This window comes from Microbacterium sp. UFMG61, assembly GCF_015354505.1.
In the GTDB taxonomy this organism is placed as follows: Bacteria; Actinomycetota; Actinomycetes; order Actinomycetales; family Microbacteriaceae; genus Microbacterium.
In genome coordinates this window covers 144,441-160,636 of the sequence record NZ_JACAFP010000006.1, presented here as the reverse complement: position 1 = coordinate 160,636, position 16,196 = coordinate 144,441, and the positions used below count along the sequence as shown (strand labels likewise).

Here is a 16,196-nt window from a genome sequence, read left to right as displayed (position 1 = left end):
CCGGCGGGAACCGGCGGGCGGTCAGCCTGCCGGGGCGTCTTCCGAAGGAGCGGGATCCGGCAGCGGTGTCTGCTCCGGCAGAGGCGCCTCGTCCTGGAGCGGTGCATCGGTCGGCTCGACGGTCGGCGCGGGTGCCGGCGGCGCCACCTGCGCGTGCACGACCTGGCTGCCGATGGCGGCCGCGACGATCAGCGCACCGACGATGCCGGCGATCGTGTTGTCGCGCACCCGGCGCCGGATCAGACCGTCGTGCCACTCCGTGCGGGCGGCGTGGAGCCGTGCGCGCTCCGCCTCGGTGCGCTGCTGCGCGTTCTTGGAACCGCGTGCGGCCATGCCGTGCTCCTTCGTGGACGTCGACTCTCGGCGTACAGGGACAACGCGGCGCTCGGCGGCACCGACGTGTCTCCGAGCCTAGCGGCGACCTCTGGATCCGCCGATCACGAGCGTGATGTCGGAGACCGGCGTTAGCCTGGACTGATGACCTCCGCCGCACTGCTCTCCGGGCAGACGCCCCTCGCCGTGCGCATGCGCCCGGTCTCCCTCGATGAGGTGGCGGGCCAGAAGCACCTGCTGCGAGCGGGGTCGCCGATCGTCGCGCTGGCAGATCCCGACGCCACGTCGCCCGGCGCCGTGTCGATCATCCTCTGGGGGCCGCCCGGCACGGGCAAGACCACGCTCGCACAGGCCATCGCCCGCTCGTCCGGGCGTCGCTTCGTCGAGCTCTCCGCCATCACCGCCGGTGTCAAGGACGTCCGCGAGGTGATGCAGGAGGCGATCACCCAGCGAGACCTGTACGGACAGACGACGATCCTCTTCCTCGACGAGATCCACCGCTTCACGAAGGCCCAGCAGGACGCCCTGCTGCCCGGCGTCGAGAACGGGTGGGTCATCCTGATCGCCGCGACGACCGAGAATCCGTCGTTCTCGGTGATCTCTCCACTGCTGTCGCGGTCGCTGCTCCTGACGCTGCAGCCGCTGACCGACGACGACATCGGACTCCTCGTCGACCGCGCCGTGACCGACGCGCGAGGCCTGAACGGTGCGGTGACTCTCGCAGACGATGCGCGTGCCGCCCTGATCCGTCTGGCGTCCGGCGACGCCCGACGTGCGCTCACCGGTCTCGAGGCCGCGGCCGCGGTCGCCCTGTCCCGCAGTGGCGACGACGGTGACGAGAGCACCGTTCCGTCGGCGACCGCCGACGACGTGGCGCAGGCCGTCGACAAGGCGCTTCTGCGCTACGACAGGCAGGGAGACGAGCACTACGACGTCATCAGCGCCTTCATCAAGTCGATCCGCGGTTCCGATCCCGATGCCGCGCTCCACTACCTCGCACGCATGATCGAAGCGGGGGAGGACCCTCGCTTCATCGCTCGGCGTCTCGTCATCTCGGCGTCCGAAGACGTGGGCCTCGCCGATCCCCAGGCGCTCTCGATCGCGGTCGCCGCGGCCGATGCGGTCGCCTTCATCGGAATGCCGGAAGGGCGCATCCCGCTCGCCGAGGCGACCGTGTATCTCGCGACGACGGCCAAGTCGAACGCGGCGTACGTCGGGATCGACGCCGCCATCGCCGACATCCGGTCCGGCGGTTTCGGACGCGTCCCGCTGCACCTGCGCGATGCGCACTACCCCGGCGCCAAGCGACTCGGCCATGGGCGTGGCTATGTCTATCCCCACGACAGCGAGTTCGGCATCCTCCCGCAGCAGTATCTGCCGGATGAGCTGCAGGGCAAGCGCTATTACGAGCCGAAGAATCTCGGTGCGGAACGCGACATCTCCGCACGTCTCGAGCGCATCCGCCGCATCCTCGACGGGCGATGATCCGGATCTGTTAGACTTGATCGGCTCGAAACCGTGTTTTCGGGCATCTCCTCGTTCACACCCCACCTTGCTGGCGCCCCGGCGTGCGCTCCAAGGCAGAACGCGGACGATACGTCCGCGAGTCGTGAGAGACACGACCGCGTCATCGGAAGGACAACTTCGTGACCACGAAGTCCCAGGACCGCCGCAAGGTCCGTCTGAGCCGTGCCCTCGGCATCCCGCTCACCCCGAAGGCCGCCCGCTACCTCGAGAAGCGTCCCTACGCTCCGGGTGAGCACGGCCGCACCAAGCGCAAGGCTGACAGCGACTACGCCGTCCGTCTGCGTGAGAAGCAGCGTCTGCGCGAGCAGTACGGCATCCGCGAGAAGCAGATGCGCAACACGTTCAACGAGGCTCGTCGTACCGAGGGCCTGACCGGTGAGAACCTGGTCGAGCTCCTCGAGATGCGTCTCGACGCGCTCGTCGTGCGTTCGGGCTTCGCCCGCACCACCGCACAGGCTCGTCAGCTCGTCGTGCACCGTCACATCCTCGTCGACGGCCAGCTCGTCGACCGCCCGTCCTTCCGTGTGAAGCCGGGTCAGCTCATCCACGTCAAGGCCAAGAGCGAGGGCACCGAGCCCTTCCAGGTCGCAGCAGCCGGCGGTCACGCCGAGGTCCTGCCTCCCGTTCCCGGCTACCTCGAGGTCGAGCTCGACAAGCTCCAGGCTCGCCTGGTTCGTCGCCCGAAGCGCGCCGAGGTCCCCGTGACCTGTGAAGTGCAGCTCGTCGTCGAGTACTACGCAGCTCGCTGAGTTCAGCTTTTCCGCAGAAGGCGTCGGGGGCACCCGACGCCTTCTGTCGTTTCGGCATACGATGGTGACACCGCGCCTTCGCGGGTCAAGGGCAAGGATGACGACATGAAGAACGTGCTGTGGTTCCTGATCGGTGTGATCGGCGGCTTCGTCGCGGCGCATTTCATGAACAAGGACCCCCGCGGTCACGACATCCTCGCCGAGGTCGATGCTCGTTTCAACGAGTTCACCGGCATCATCAGCGACGCCTACCGTGAGCAGCAGGCGCGACTCACAGATCCCGCAGACGACTGATCGCCACGGCCCGTCGGCCGCGACGCTTCGCCCGCTCTTCCACACCCTGTACGCAAGGACACCTGGCACCCCTATGAAAACTGCGGAGATCGCGCAGCGCTACCTCGACTTCTTCGAGAAGAACGACCACGTCATCGTCCCTTCGGCCTCTCTGGTGAGTGACGATCCGTCCCTGCTGTTCACGGTCGCCGGAATGGTGCCGATGATCCCGTACCTCACCGGTGTGGTGCCCGCGCCGCACCCCCGCATCGCCGACCTGCAGAAGTGCATCCGCACCAACGACATCGAAGAGGTCGGCAAGACGGCCCGTCACGGCACCTTCTTCCAGATGATGGGCAACTGGTCGTTCGGCGACTACTTCAAGGAAGGCGCGATCCGGTACGCGTGGGAGCTCCTGACCAGCTCCGAAGCCGATGGCGGTCTGGGCTTCGAGGAGAAGGATCTCTGGGTCACCGTCTATGAGACGGACGACGAGGCAGAGGCGATCTGGCGCGACATCATCGGCCTGAAGCCCGAGCGCATCCAGCGCCTCGGACGTGCCGACAACTACTGGAACACCGGACAGCCCGGCCCGGGCGGACCCGACTCCGAGATCTTCTTCGATCGCGGTCCTGCGTACGGCAAGGACGGTGGCCCGGCCGCCGATGACTCGCGGTTCCTGGAGATCTGGAACCTCGTGTTCATGCAGGACTTCATCGAGAACATCCGTGGCAAGACCGAGTTCGACATCGTGGGCGAACTGCCGCAGAAGAACATCGACACGGGTATGGGACTCGAGCGCGTCGCCTTCCTCAAGCAGGGCGTCGAGAACATGTACGAGACCGACCAGGTGCGTCCCGTCCTCGACCGTGCCGTCGAGCTCTCGGGTCGTCGTTACGGCGCCGAGCACGAAGACGACGTCCGCTTCCGCGTGATCGCCGACCACGTCCGGTCCTCGCTCATGCTCCTCTCCGACGGGGTCCGCCCGTCGAACGAGGGGCGCGGGTACATCCTGCGTCGCCTCATGCGTCGCACGGTCCGGGCTATGCGCCTGCTGGGCGTCGACGAGCCGGTGTTCCCCGAGCTCTTCGCCACCTCGCGCGACGCCATGAAGTCCGCATACCCGGTGCTCGAGAAGGACTGGTCGACGCTCTCGGCAGCGGCCTTCGCCGAGGAGGAGACCTTCCGCCGCACGCTCGCTCAGGGGTCCACCATCCTCGATCTGGCTCTCGACGAGACGAAGAAGAAGGGCGACTCGGCGCTGAGCGGCCGCGAGGCCTTCCTGCTGCATGACACCTACGGATTCCCGATCGACCTCACCCTCGAGGTCGCGGAGGAAGCCGGCCTGAACGTCGATCGCGCTGCCTTCGACTCGCTCATGCAGGAGCAGCGCTCCCGTGCGAAGGCCGATGCGCGCAACCGCAAGCGCCAGCTCGCCGACGTGTCGGTCTATCGCGACCTGCGCGCACTCGGCGAGACCGGTTTCGACGGCTACAGCGAGCTCGAGGTCGACTCGCGCATCCTCGGGATCCTGGTCGACGGTCAGGTCGTGACGAGTGCTGCCGAGGGACAGATCGCCGAGGTCGTGCTGGCAGAGACGACGCTCTACGCCGAGTCCGGCGGCCAGGTCGCCGACAAGGGAGTGATCGTCGGTGCAGGGTTCGAGCTCGAAGTGCTCGACGTGCAGCGACCGGTTCCCGGTCTGATCAGCCACACCGTCGAGGTGAGCCGTGGATCCGTCGCCGTCGACGACGCCGCGACGACCGTCGTCGATGCCGCGAACCGACGTGCTGCTCGTCAGGCGCACTCCGCGACGCACCTCGTGCACGCGGCGCTCCGCGACACGCTCGGACCGACGGCCACCCAGTCGGGATCGCTGAACCGCGCGGGGTACATGCGCTTCGACTTCGCCTGGTCTCAGGCCCTCTCGACCGACACCCGCACCGAGATCGAGGACATTGCGAACCGGGCCGTGCAGGATGCCCTCGAGGTGACCACGCGGATCGTCTCGCTCGACGAGGCGAAAGAAGCCGGCGCCATGGCGCTGTTCGGCGAGAAGTACGGCGATGTCGTCCGCATGGTGGACATCGGCGGACCGTGGTCGCGCGAGCTCTGCGCAGGTACGCACGTCAACAGCAGCGCGGAGATCGGCCTGGTCAGCGTCGTGGGCGAGTCGTCCGTCGGCGCCTCCAACCGACGGATCGAGGCTCTCGTGGGGCAGGATGCCTTCCGTGAGCTGGCGGCCGAGCGTGCTCTCGTGTCGCAGCTCACCTCGTCGCTGAAGACGCCCCGCGACCAGCTCGCCGAGCGCATCGCCGACCTGTCGTCGAGCCTCAAGGCGGCAGAGAAGCGGATCGCGCAGTTCGAGGCCAAGGAGCGCGCCGGTCTGGTGCCGGCGATCGCCGACGCAGCCTCGCGTGTCGGGGCTTTCCGCGTCGCAGCGCAGTCCCTCGGAACGATCGCCTCGGCCGACGATGTTCGCGAGCTAGTGCTCGGAGTCCGCGATCGTCTCGGCTCCGACCCCGCGGTCGTCGCACTCGGCGGGATCGTGAACGACCGCCCGGTGGTCGTCGTCGCGACGAACGACGCCGCTCGCGCAGCAGGCGCCAAGGCGGGAGCGCTCGCGAAGCGCGCTGCAGCGGTGCTCGGCGGAGGCGGAGGCGGACGCGATGATGTGGCGCAGGGCGGCGGCACCGACTCCGCAGCGCTCACCACTGCGCTTGAGGCCATCTCCCAGGAGCTGCAGACAGCGTGAGCGGGTTCCGTCGCGGCGTGCGCCTCGGTGTCGACGTCGGCAGGGCGCGCGTCGGCGTCGCCCGATGCGACCCCGACGGCATGCTCGCCGTGCCGGTGGAGACGGTGCCTCGCACGGACGCCGCGGTCGAGCGGATCGCCGCTCTCGCCGCGGAGTACGAGCCGCTGGAACTGGTGGTGGGACTGCCCGTCAACATGCAGGGCGCCGACACCGCATCCACGCTCGACGCTCGGGAGTTCGCGGCGGCCCTTCTGGCGCGTACGCGGATTTCGACGAGACTGGTCGACGAGCGGTTGAGCACGGTGACCGCACACGCCGCACTGCGATCTTCGGGGAGAACTCAGAAGAACTCTCGTAGCATTGTGGATCAGGTCGCCGCGGTGGTTCTGCTGCAGCAGGCGATCGACACGGAGAAGAGCACCGGAAACCCGCCCGGTGTCACGATTCCGCTCGACGAGGAGTCTTCCTGACAATGCCCGAACGCGATAGTGCTTCCCCCCGGCACGATCCGGATGCTCGCCTGAGCGATCTGTTCGAGAACCTGCCGGAACCGACGCAGCAGATCCCGACGGTCGACGACACGCCGCCCGCCCCGGGATCCCGACGTGCCGCTCGTGAGGCCGCCTCGCGGCCGACGAACGCGGCGTCCGGCCGGTCGCAGGAAGCGCCGTCGCCATCACCCGCCGACGCAGGTGGCTCTGCGGAACCGCTCGCTGCTGCGGATACCCGTCAGGTCGATGCGTCGACACGAGCGGTGCCCGCGGATGGCGCGGAGCGGACGACGGCATCGTCCGCCGTCCCCGCAGCCTCCGCCGCTGCAGCCGGTGCGTCCTCGTCGGCAGCGTCCCCGAGAGCCGAGTCCCCCGACTCGCGCGCCGTCGACCGTAACGGTGCAGGGGGACGCCTCGAAGACCTCTTCCACAGCCATCCCGAAGAGGTGCCCGGCGGCACACCGCCCAAGAAGAAGCGCCGCACCGGGTGCCTGATCGCGCTCGTGATCATCCTGGTGATCGTCGGCGGCCTTGCCGCGACAGGCGTCTGGGCGATGAACACCTACGGCGACAGGATCAGCGACGCGCTCGGGTGGGGCGAACCCGACGACTGGGAGCCGGGGCTCGCCACCGGCGAGGTCATCGTCACGATCGCTGAGGGCGACACGGGTTCTCCGGTCTCGGCCTCGCTCTACGAGGCCGGTGTGACCCGCACGGAGACGGTCTTCTACGACTACCTCGTCGACGAGGGCATCGCGGTCACGTTCTACCCGGGCAACTACCGCCTGCAGGAGAAGATGACCGCGGAGGCGGCGCTCGATGCGCTCCGCAATCCCGACAACAAGCTCGAGAACACGGCCAACGTGGGGGAGGGGGCGACGATCGACTCCACTCTTCCCGGCATCGCGGAGTCTCTGAGCATCCCGCTGGCCGATCTCGAGGCCGCAGTGGCGGACCCCTCGGTCTACGGCGTGAGCGCGCAGACGCTCGAAGGCTGGCTGTTCCCCGCGCTGTACACGTTCGATCCGGGCGTGACCGCCCAGCAGGTCATCCAGCGCATGGTCGACCGCACCCACGAGTCGCTGGACAAGGCCGGCGTCCCGGCGGAGGACGCACAGCGCGTCCTGACGATCGCGTCGATCATCCAACGCGAGGGGCTCACCGCGGACTTCCCGAAGGTGTCGCGCGTGATCCAGAATCGCCTCGACATCGACATGAAGCTCCAGATGGACTCGACCGCGCAGTACGGGTACGGCTCCCTTCACGAGGGCGTCGTCTCGAGCTCGGCCGAGGCTCTCGAAGACCCGAACGACTGGAACACCTACGTCCACACCGGGCTTCCGATCACGCCGATCGCCAGTGCGAGCGATGCAGCGATCGACGCCGCCATGCACCCCGCAGACGGGCCGTGGTTGTACTTCGTGACCGTCAACCTCGCCACCGGCGAGACGCAGTTCTCCGAGACCTACGAGGAGCACCTCAAGGGCGTCGAGAAGTGGGGCGAGTGGTGCAAGGCGAACCCCGACGGCGGATGCTCGGCCGGATGATCCGGCATCGACTCGCTGTCTGGGGCGATCCGATCGCGCACTCGAAGTCGCCGCAGCTGCACGCCGCCGCCTATGCGGTGCTCGGCCTCGACTGGGAGTACTCGCGCCGGCAGGTCGCCGAGGGCGGCTTCGCTGACGCCGTCGGCTCGCTCGACGATTCCTGGCGGGGACTCTCACTCACGATGCCGCTGAAGGAGCAGGCGCACCGTGCCGCCCACGCGCTCGACCGCCACGCCGAGCTCACGGGAGCCGTCAACACGCTGCTCCTCGGCGACGACGTGCGGGGCTTCAACACCGACGTGGGCGGCATCGTCGATGCGCTGGCCGACGAGGGCCTCCCCACGGTCGAGCGGGTCCGGATCCTCGGCGCCGGCGCGACAGCCTCATCGGCGCTCGTCGCCGCGGGCGAGATGGGCGCGACCAGGGTCGACGTGCGCGCGCGGCGGCCCGAGCGGGCTGCGCCGCTGATCGATCTCGGTGCCCGGCTCGACATCGAGGTGTCGGTACAGAGTTTCGATTCCGGTCCGGACCCGGTGGATCTGACGATCGCGACGCTTCCCGGTGGCGTGACCATCGATTCCGAAACGGTGTCGCGTCTCTCGGCAGCGGGCGGTGTGCTCTTCGACGTCGCCTATTCGCCGTGGCCGTCTGCGCTGGCGTCCGGGTGGGCCGGCGGACCCGCCGTCTCCGGTCTCGGGATGCTCCTGCACCAGGCCGTGCGTCAGATCAGGGTGTTCCGCCACGGGGATCCGACGCGCGCTCTGCCCGACGAGGACGCCGTGGTGGACGCCATGCGCGCGGTTCTGACGTCGTAGTGCGAAACGCGGCACGAGAGCCCGTGAAACCCATGGGAGACTAGAGCAATGCTCCGCGTGCTCACGGCCGGCGAATCGCACGGCCCAGAACTCATTGCCGTCATGGAGGGTCTGCCTTCGGGCGTCCCGGTGTCCTCAGAGGCGATCCAAGCCGATCTGGCACGTCGCAAGCTCGGTTACGGCCGTGGCTCCCGCATGAAGTTCGAGCAGGACGAGCTGACGATCTCGGGCGGCGTCCGCCACGGCAAGACGCTCGGCAGCCCGATCGCGCTGCGTATCGGCAACACCGAATGGCCGAAGTGGATCGAGGTCATGAACCCCGAACCCGTCGACCTCACCGACAAGTCCCGCGGTCGAGGGGCGCCGCTGACGCGCCCGCGTCCCGGTCACGCCGATCTGGTCGGCATGCAGAAGTACGACTTCGACGAGGCGCGTCCGATCCTCGAGCGCGCGAGCGCCCGAGAGACGGCGGCTCGCGTGGCGCTCGGCGCCGTCGCCCGCTCGTTCCTGGGCGAACTGGGGATCCGACTCGTGAGCCACACGTTGTCGATCGGTCCCGTGCGGGTCCCGGAGGGATCGCCCCTGCCGTCGCCCGATGACGTGGACGCACTGGATGCCGATCCGCTGCGCTGTTTCGACCCGGCGACCTCGGAGCTCATGGTCGCGGAGGTCGACGACGCCAAGAAGGACGGCGACACCCTCGGCGGCATCGTGGAGGTGCTCGCCTACGGCCTGCCTCCCGGACTCGGCTCGCACGTGCACTGGGATCGTCGACTCGACGCCCGTCTCGCGCAGGCGCTGATGAGCATCCAGGCGATCAAGGGCGTCGAGGTCGGAGACGGCTTCGAGACCACCCGGCGCCGCGGTTCGGCAGCCCACGACGAGCTCTTCGCGACGCCCGATGGCATCAGCCGCGGATCCGACCGCGCCGGTGGCACGGAGGGCGGCATGTCGACCGGCACCGTGCTGCGCGTGCGCGCCGGCATGAAGCCGATCGCGACGGTTCCCCACGCACTCCGCACGATCGACGTCGCGAGCGGTGAAGATGCCACGGCGCATCACCAGCGGTCGGACGTCTGCGCGGTGCCCGCTGCGGGCGTCGTCGCCGAGGCCATGGTCGCCGTCGAACTCGCGCGCGCCGTGCTCGAGAAGTTCGGCGGCGACAGCATCCGCGAGACGCGTCGGAACGTCGAGAGCTACCTGGCAGCGATTCCTGCAGAGCTGCGCACGACACCGGCGTCCGAGGCTGCGCTCATCGCGCATGACGAACGGGGCTGAGCAGCTGACGCTGGTGCTCGTCGGTCCGATGGCGGCCGGCAAGACCAGCATCGGCCGGCGGGTCGCGCGCACACTCGCGCTGCCCTTCGTCGACACCGACAAGAGGGTCGTCTCGGAACACGGTTCCATCCCGTCGATCTTCGAAGCGCACGGGGAGCCGCACTTCCGCGCGCTCGAGAGGTCTGCGGTCGCGCGAGCGCTGGACGACGGCGGCGTGATCTCTCTGGGCGGCGGCGCGGTCACCGACCCCGGTACCCGAGAGCTGCTGCGCGAGCATCCCGTGGTCTTCCTCACGGTGAGCCCAGCAGCGGTGGCCGATCGGCTCGCCTCGGGAGGGCGTCCGCTGCTCGACGGCGACGACCCTGTCGCTCGGTGGATGCAGATCTTCGAGGAGCGCCGTGCCTGGTACGACGAGGTCGCCAGCGTGACGTTCGACACATCGAGGCGCCCGATGCAGCGCATCGCAGAAGACATCGTGGCATGGAGGAGAGATCAGGGATGAGCACGACGACAATCACCGTCACGGGGGAGAGCCCCTACGACATCAGAATCGGGCGCGGCATCCTCGATCACGTCTCCGCGGCTCTGTCGCCGGGGGTGCGGAAGGTCCTCGTCGTGCACCCGCCCACGCTCGCGGCCCGCGCCGCCGAGCTTCGCGATCGGCTGCTGGCCGATGTGAGCGAAGGGCCTCGTGAGGTGCTGCTCGCCGAGGTGCCGGATGCCGAGCAGGGCAAGCGTGTCGAGGTCGCGGCCTTCTGCTGGCAGGTGATGGGCCAGGCCGACTTCACCCGTACCGACGCCGTGATCGGGTACGGCGGAGGCGCGGTCACGGACCTCGCCGGGTTCGTCGCAGCGACCTGGTTGCGCGGCATCCAGGTCGTGCACGTGCCCACGACCGTGCTCGGCCTCGTCGATGCGTCGGTCGGCGGCAAGACGGGCATCAACACGGCCGAGGGCAAGAACCTCGTCGGTGCCTTCTGGGCGCCGCGCGCCGTCATCGGCGACCTCGACGAGCTGGCGAGCCTGAGCCCGAACGAGGCGACCGCCGGTTTCGCGGAGGTCGTCAAGGCAGGTTTCATCTGGGCGCCCGAGATCCTCGACATCGTCGAGGCCGATCCTGCCCGCGCGGTCGACACCACGACCGCGGAGTTCCGTCGCGCGATCGAACTCGCGATCGACATGAAGGCGCAGGTCGTGTCGAGCGACTTCCGCGAAGCCGGTCAGCGCGAGATCCTCAACTACGGACACACGCTGGGCCATGCGATCGAGCATGCCGAACGCTACCGCTGGCGTCACGGTGCGGCGATCTCCGTGGGGATGCTCTACGCCGCCGAGCTCTCCCGGCTCGCCGGCCGGCTGTCCGACAGCGCTGCAGAGCGTCACCGCACCGTGCTGGAGTCGCTGGGCCTGCCCACCTCGTATCGCGCCGGTGCCTGGCAGCAGCTGCTCGCCACGATGCAGCGCGACAAGAAGAGCCGGGGCGGCATGCTGCGGTTCATCCTGCTCGATGACATCGCGAAGCCGACCGTGCTCCAGGCCCCCGACGAGTCCCTGCTGTTCGCCGCCTACCAGGAGGTCGGGGCGTGACCGGTCGCATCCTGCTGGTCAACGGTCCGAACCTGAATCTGCTGGGCAGCCGCGAACCGGATGTCTACGGCACGGCGACGCTCACCGACGTCGAGGACCTGACCCGTGCGGCGGCGGCCGAGGTCGGGTTCGACGTGCGGGCGATTCAGAGCAATCACGAGGGTGTGCTGATCGACGCGATCCACGCGGCGCGCGAGGACTGCGTTGCGATCGTGATCAACCCCGGCGGACTCACCCACACCTCGGTGTCGCTGCGCGACGCGCTCACCGGCGTGGCTCTGCCCTTCGCGGAGGTGCACATCTCCGACGTGTACGCGCGCGAGGAGTTCCGACACCATTCCTACCTGCACGATGTCGCGACGGTGCGCGTGATCGGAGAGGGCGTGGAGGGGTATGCGAGCGCCGTGCGGCAGCTCGCGGCGCTCATCCCGTAGAATCGACTGTCGGCTCGCGCCTCGACAGGCTCGTCGGCCCCTGAACTTTCACCCACGAACGGAACTCCAGCGCATGGCATCTACCGCAGACATCAAGAACGGCGTCGTCCTCAACCTCGAAGGCCAGCTCTGGAGCGTCGTCGAGTTCCAGCACGTCAAGCCGGGCAAGGGCGGAGCGTTCGTCCGCACCAAGCTGAAGAACGTGCTCACCGGCAAGGTCGTCGACAAGACCTTCAACGCGGGTGCCAAGGTCGAGATCGAGAACGTCGACCGCCGCGACTTCACGTACCTGTACACCGACGGCGACGGCTACGTCTTCATGGACCAGTCCGACTACGACCAGATCACGGTCGGGGCCGCCACGGTCGGAGACGCGAAGAACTTCCTGCTGGAGAACCAGCAGGTCACGATCGCCCTGAACAACGGCAACCCGCTCTACATCGACCTGCCCGCCTCGGTGATCCTCGAGATCACGTACAGCGAGCCCGGAGTGCAGGGCGACCGCTCGTCGGCCGGCACCAAGCCCGCCACGCTCGAGACCGGTTACGAGATCCAGGTCCCGCTGTTCGTCGAGACCGGCACCAGGGTCAAGGTCGACACCCGCACGGGCGACTACCTCGGTCGCGAGAAGTAAGGCGTGAGCGCCCGTACGAAGGCGCGCAAGCGCGCACTCGACATCCTGTTCTCGGCCGACGTCCGCGGTGACGAGGTCGCCGTCGCTCTGGCCTCCGAGGCGAAGCGAGCGGCATCCGAGCCTGCTCGTGAGGCATCCTGGCTCTACGCCCGCGAAGTCGTGGACGGCATCATCGACCACCGTGACGAGATCGATGAGCAGATCACGACCCACAGCCGCGACTGGAAGCTCGAGCGGATGCCTGCCGTCGACCGTGCGCTGCTGCGGATCGGCGTCTGGGAGATCCTGTTCAACTCGGAGGTCCCGACGGCCGTCGCGATCGACGAGGCGGTCGAGCTCGCCAAGGAGTTCTCGACCGACGACTCCGGTGCGTTCGTCCACGGTGTGCTGGCGCGGGTGGCCCGCGCCGCCTGAGCGCTGAGCCGCGGCCTGACATCGCTGATGTCGGTGCCTGCGGGAAGGATGAGGGCATGTCCGCGCCGCACGTCGATCTCCGCGAGATCATGCAGATCACCGACGCCGGTGGCTACAAACGGGGCCTCGCCTACTTCCGCGAGGGCAACGTCCTCGATGTGGTGTGGCATGAGGATCTCCTCGAGCTCGAGGGGCACGTGAGCGGTGGGCAGGAGACGCCGTACCTGACGGAGATCACGTTCGTGTCGTCGAACGGTCGGCGGCGGATGCGCACGACGAAGTGCTCGTGTCCGGTACGCACCGGGTGCAAGCACGTGGTCGCGACCGTCCTGGCGTCGAACGTGCACGAGTACTCGCAGCAGGCCGCCGCACTGGAGGTCCCGCCCGAGCCCTCCAAGGCCCCGCCGAAGCCAGAGGCGACATCGTGGCGCACCCTGCTCGATGCCGAGGCCACGCGTCACGCGCAACCGCTCGCGCTCGGTGTCGAGCTCCGGCACCGCGAATCGCGCGCCGAGAGTCACTGGGGTCCTCGCCCCATGCGCGCGGCCACGCTGCGCGACCTCGCGCGTCCGTCGGGGGAGCTGCTTCTCGCGATCCGACCGCTCATGCGCAGTGCCCAGACAGGCGCGTGGATCCAGGGGCATGCGGGGTGGGATGCGGTGCGTCGCGACGCCTCGCAGTTCGGGCGCACCCAGACCCGATGGTTCGGCGATCTGCTGAACATCTCGCGTGATTCGCTGCTCTCCGGCAACGCCGGGGAATGGATCGTTGTCGATCAGATCGAGTCGGTCCTCCTCTGGGGCCACCTTCGCAGCGGCACCGAGCTCGGTATTCCTCTCGTCCCGAGTCAGAAGAACGCCACGGTGCGTCTGGCCGGCTCCGCTGCGGTCTCGGCCGCCATCTCCCGCGGCGACGACGGCTCTCTGTCGGTCGGTGCCGAGGTGAAGGTCGACGGCGACGTGATCGACGCCGCCGCCGCGCATCCCATCGGCAGGACGGGGCTCTACGCGGCGACGCTCACGGGCAATCGCATGGACATCGTCCTCGCCGAGGCGCCGCTCAGCGAGCAGACGCGCACGCTTCTCGCCGCGGCGGCCCCCGTGGTCGTGCCGAAGAACGAGGAGCAGTCGTTCATCGACGATGCCTACCCGCTGCTCGCTCGACGCGCGTCCGTTCGTGCCGTGGGCGCCGTGCGCCTGCCCGAGGTTCCCGAGCCGACTCCCGTGCTCACGGTCACGTACGAGCGCGGCGACGTCGTGAGCTACGAGTTCGCCTGGTCGTATGGGAGCTTCGGCACCGTGCCGTTCGCGTGGACCACCTCCGCGGTGCGGGACGCCGCCGTCGAAGCCATGCGGCGCGCCGAGATCGAGACGATCTGGCAGGAGCACCGTGCCACCCGTTTCCGGCCCGCCGGCTCACTGCACGACATCGACGCGGCCGACTTCGTGGCTCAGGTCGTTCCTGCTCTGGAAGCTGTCGGGGTGCGGATCGAGTCCCAGGGCGCGCGCAAGGAGTATCGGGAGCTCACCGGAGACCCGCAGGTCACGGTGACGACGGTCGAGTCGACCGATTCCGATTGGTTCGATCTCGGCATCCTCGTCTCGATCGACGGTCGCAGGATCCCCTTCGGCCCGCTGTTCACCGCCCTGAGCAAGGGGAAGAAGAAGCTGCTGCTCTCGGACGGCGGCTATTTCTCGCTGAGCCATCCGGCACTGGATCGCCTCCGCGACCTCATCGAGGAGGCCGGCGAACTCGACGAGTGGGAGACCGGCCCCCGGATCAACCGCTACCAGGTCGACCTCTGGGAAGAGTTCGAGGATCTCGCCGACGAAGCGCAGCCGGCCGTCAGCTGGCGCGCGACGGCGGAAGGCCTGCGGCGAGCGGAGGGCGTTCCTGCCACGCCGCTTCCGGTCGGCCTCCGCGCTGAGCTGCGGACCTATCAGAAGTCCGGCTTCGACTGGCTCGCCTTCCTCTGGAAGCATCGCCTGGGCGGCATCCTCGCCGACGACATGGGTCTCGGCAAGACGCTGCAGCTGCTGACCTTCATCCAGCACACCCGGGAGATGGGAGAGACCCGGCCGTTCCTGGTGCTCGCTCCCACCTCGGTGCTCAGCACCTGGCGCTCCGAGGCCGCTCGATTCACGCCGGACCTCCGCGTCGCGGTCGTCGAGAGCACGAGCACCACGCGCGCGGCCGGGCTCAGTGTCGCGGCGGCGTCAGCAGACATCGTCGTGAGCTCGTACACGGTCGCCAGGCTCGACGAAGACGAGTTCCGCGAGGTCGAATGGGCGGGCCTGATCCTCGATGAGGCTCAGTTCGTGAAGAACCCGAAGACCAAGCTGCATCGGGCCATCTCGACGTTCCGCTCCGACGTCACCTATGCGGTGACCGGAACCCCCATGGAGAACAGCCTGTCGGAGCTGTGGTCGCTGTTGAAGCTCGCGGCTCCGGGGCTCTTCCCGTCGGCGCGCAAGTTCCGCGATCGCTACATCCAGCCCATCGAGAAGGGCAAGGTCCCCGAGAACGAGGAGGGCGGCGAATACCGCGCCCGGCGCCTCGCGCAGTTGCGTCGACGCATCCGTCCTCTCATGCTGCGGCGTACGAAGGAACTCGTCGCCTCCGACCTTCCGGCGAAGCAGGAGCAGCTTCTCGAGGTCGACCTCAGCCCTGCGCACCGCGAGCTCTACGACGTCGTGCTGCAGCGCGAGCGGCAGAAGGTGCTCGGTCTGCTCGACGACCTCGATCGGAATCGGTTCATCGTGTTCCGCTCACTCACGCTGCTGCGCATGCTGAGCCTCGCACCGGCGCTGATCGACGGGCACGACGCGGAGATCGGGTCGAGCAAGCTCGACACCCTGCTCGATCGCGTCGCCGAGCTCCAGGCCGAGGGTCACCGGGCGCTCGTCTTCAGCCAGTTCACGTCGTTCCTCGATCTGGCCGCCGCACGTCTGGACGAGGCGGGGATTCCCTACGCGCATCTCGACGGGTCGACGCGCCGCAGGCAGGATGTGATCGACTCCTTCAAAGCGGGGGAGCAGCCCGTGTTCCTGATCAGCCTCAAGGCCGGCGGGTTCGGACTCACCCTCACCGAAGCCGACTACGTGTTCCTGCTGGATCCCTGGTGGAACCCCGCCGCCGAGGCGCAGGCGATCGACCGCACGCACCGTATCGGGCAGACGAGTCAGGTCTTCGTCTATCGCATGATCTCCACCGGGACCATCGAGGAGAAGGTGCTCGAACTGCAACGGCGCAAGGCCAGGCTGTTCACCGCCGTGATGGACGATGAGCAGCTGTTCGCGCAGTCGCTCACCGCCGACGACATCCGCGGACTCTTCGACGGCAGCTGAATACTCCCGGCC

At 68.4% G+C, this 16,196-nt stretch carries 15 protein-coding genes; 14 read left to right on the top strand and 1 reads right to left on the bottom strand.

The genetic code is table 11. The annotated features are described in order from the left end of the window. Positions 1 to 21: 21 nt before the first annotated feature. Positions 22 to 333: a hypothetical protein gene (locus IXW21_RS09045; RefSeq protein ID WP_194763932.1), complete on the bottom strand. Its 312-nt coding sequence runs from the start codon at positions 331 to 333 to the stop codon at positions 22 to 24. Positions 334 to 477: 144 nt separating this feature from the next. Between IXW21_RS09045 and IXW21_RS09040 the strand changes: the two genes are divergently transcribed. From IXW21_RS09040 to IXW21_RS08975, 14 genes are all read left to right on the top strand, one after another. After that, positions 478 to 1,818: a replication-associated recombination protein A gene (locus IXW21_RS09040; RefSeq protein WP_194763931.1), complete on the top strand. Its 1,341-nt coding sequence runs from the start codon at positions 478 to 480 to the stop codon at positions 1,816 to 1,818. Between the two features lie 161 nt (positions 1,819 to 1,979). Further along, positions 1,980 to 2,609: a 30S ribosomal protein S4 gene (gene rpsD, locus IXW21_RS09035; RefSeq protein ID WP_194763930.1), complete on the top strand. Its 630-nt coding sequence runs from the start codon at positions 1,980 to 1,982 to the stop codon at positions 2,607 to 2,609. Between the two features lie 105 nt (positions 2,610 to 2,714). Beyond that, complete coding sequence (locus tag IXW21_RS09030; RefSeq protein ID WP_194763929.1) at positions 2,715 to 2,903, top strand: hypothetical protein; 189 nt, start codon at positions 2,715 to 2,717, stop codon at positions 2,901 to 2,903. Positions 2,904 to 2,976: 73 nt separating this feature from the next. Further along, a complete protein-coding gene (alaS, locus tag IXW21_RS09025) occupies positions 2,977 to 5,637 on the top strand; it encodes an alanine--tRNA ligase (RefSeq protein ID WP_194763928.1) in 2,661 nt (886 codons plus the stop codon). Continuing rightward, positions 5,634 to 6,107 carry a Holliday junction resolvase RuvX gene (gene ruvX / locus IXW21_RS09020; protein ID WP_194763927.1) on the top strand — a complete coding sequence of 158 codons (474 nt, stop codon included), beginning with the start codon at positions 5,634 to 5,636 and terminating at the stop codon, positions 6,105 to 6,107. Before alaS ends, ruvX begins: the two co-directional genes overlap by 4 nt. Positions 6,108 to 6,109: 2 nt before the next feature. Then, complete coding sequence (gene mltG / locus IXW21_RS09015; protein WP_194763926.1) at positions 6,110 to 7,675, top strand: endolytic transglycosylase MltG; 1,566 nt, start codon at positions 6,110 to 6,112, stop codon at positions 7,673 to 7,675. Continuing rightward, a complete protein-coding gene (locus IXW21_RS09010) occupies positions 7,672 to 8,490 on the top strand; it encodes a shikimate dehydrogenase family protein (RefSeq protein ID WP_194763925.1) in 819 nt (272 codons plus the stop codon). Before mltG ends, IXW21_RS09010 begins: the two co-directional genes overlap by 4 nt. A gap of 48 nt (positions 8,491 to 8,538) precedes the next feature. Further along, positions 8,539 to 9,768: a chorismate synthase gene (aroC, locus tag IXW21_RS09005; RefSeq protein WP_194763924.1), complete on the top strand. Its 1,230-nt coding sequence runs from the start codon at positions 8,539 to 8,541 to the stop codon at positions 9,766 to 9,768. Further along, a complete protein-coding gene (locus IXW21_RS09000) occupies positions 9,752 to 10,270 on the top strand; it encodes a shikimate kinase (RefSeq protein ID WP_194763923.1) in 519 nt (172 codons plus the stop codon). The genes aroC and IXW21_RS09000 overlap by 17 nt, the downstream gene beginning before the upstream one ends. Continuing rightward, a complete protein-coding gene (aroB, locus tag IXW21_RS08995; protein WP_194763922.1) occupies positions 10,267 to 11,355 on the top strand; it encodes a 3-dehydroquinate synthase in 1,089 nt (362 codons plus the stop codon). The genes IXW21_RS09000 and aroB overlap by 4 nt, the downstream gene beginning before the upstream one ends. Then, a complete protein-coding gene (gene aroQ, locus IXW21_RS08990) occupies positions 11,352 to 11,789 on the top strand; it encodes a type II 3-dehydroquinate dehydratase (RefSeq protein ID WP_194763921.1) in 438 nt (145 codons plus the stop codon). The genes aroB and aroQ overlap by 4 nt, the downstream gene beginning before the upstream one ends. Positions 11,790 to 11,862: 73 nt before the next feature. Next, the gene (gene efp / locus IXW21_RS08985) at positions 11,863 to 12,423 is read left to right on the top strand and encodes an elongation factor P (protein ID WP_194763920.1); all 561 of its coding nucleotides are present in this window, start codon (positions 11,863 to 11,865) and stop codon (positions 12,421 to 12,423) included. Between the two features lie 3 nt (positions 12,424 to 12,426). Further along, a complete protein-coding gene (gene nusB / locus IXW21_RS08980; protein ID WP_194763919.1) occupies positions 12,427 to 12,837 on the top strand; it encodes a transcription antitermination factor NusB in 411 nt (136 codons plus the stop codon). Positions 12,838 to 12,893: 56 nt separating this feature from the next. Further along, positions 12,894 to 16,184, top strand: coding sequence for a DEAD/DEAH box helicase (locus tag IXW21_RS08975; protein ID WP_228528335.1), 3,291 nt, complete (start codon positions 12,894 to 12,896; stop codon positions 16,182 to 16,184). Positions 16,185 to 16,196 lie beyond the last annotated feature (12 nt).

What these genes read in the sequence shown, in the direction of transcription:
- IXW21_RS09000 (WP_194763923.1), top strand. Translation starts at nt 9,752, where the DNA reads ATGACGAACGGGGCTGAGCAGCTGACGCTGGTGCTCGTCGGTCCGATG.
- aroC (WP_194763924.1), top strand. Translation starts at nt 8,539, where the DNA reads ATGCTCCGCGTGCTCACGGCCGGCGAATCGCACGGCCCAGAACTCATT.
- IXW21_RS09030 (WP_194763929.1), top strand. Translation starts at nt 2,715, where the DNA reads ATGAAGAACGTGCTGTGGTTCCTGATCGGTGTGATCGGCGGCTTCGTC.
- aroB (WP_194763922.1), top strand. Translation starts at nt 10,267, where the DNA reads ATGAGCACGACGACAATCACCGTCACGGGGGAGAGCCCCTACGACATC.
- mltG (WP_194763926.1), top strand. Translation starts at nt 6,110, where the DNA reads ATGCCCGAACGCGATAGTGCTTCCCCCCGGCACGATCCGGATGCTCGC.
- IXW21_RS09045 (WP_194763932.1), bottom strand. Translation starts at nt 333, where the DNA reads ATGGCCGCACGCGGTTCCAAGAACGCGCAGCAGCGCACCGAGGCGGAG.
- IXW21_RS09040 (WP_194763931.1), top strand. Translation starts at nt 478, where the DNA reads ATGACCTCCGCCGCACTGCTCTCCGGGCAGACGCCCCTCGCCGTGCGC.
- efp (WP_194763920.1), top strand. Translation starts at nt 11,863, where the DNA reads ATGGCATCTACCGCAGACATCAAGAACGGCGTCGTCCTCAACCTCGAA.
- IXW21_RS09010 (WP_194763925.1), top strand. Translation starts at nt 7,672, where the DNA reads ATGATCCGGCATCGACTCGCTGTCTGGGGCGATCCGATCGCGCACTCG.
- alaS (WP_194763928.1), top strand. Translation starts at nt 2,977, where the DNA reads ATGAAAACTGCGGAGATCGCGCAGCGCTACCTCGACTTCTTCGAGAAG.
- IXW21_RS08975 (WP_228528335.1), top strand. Translation starts at nt 12,894, where the DNA reads ATGTCCGCGCCGCACGTCGATCTCCGCGAGATCATGCAGATCACCGAC.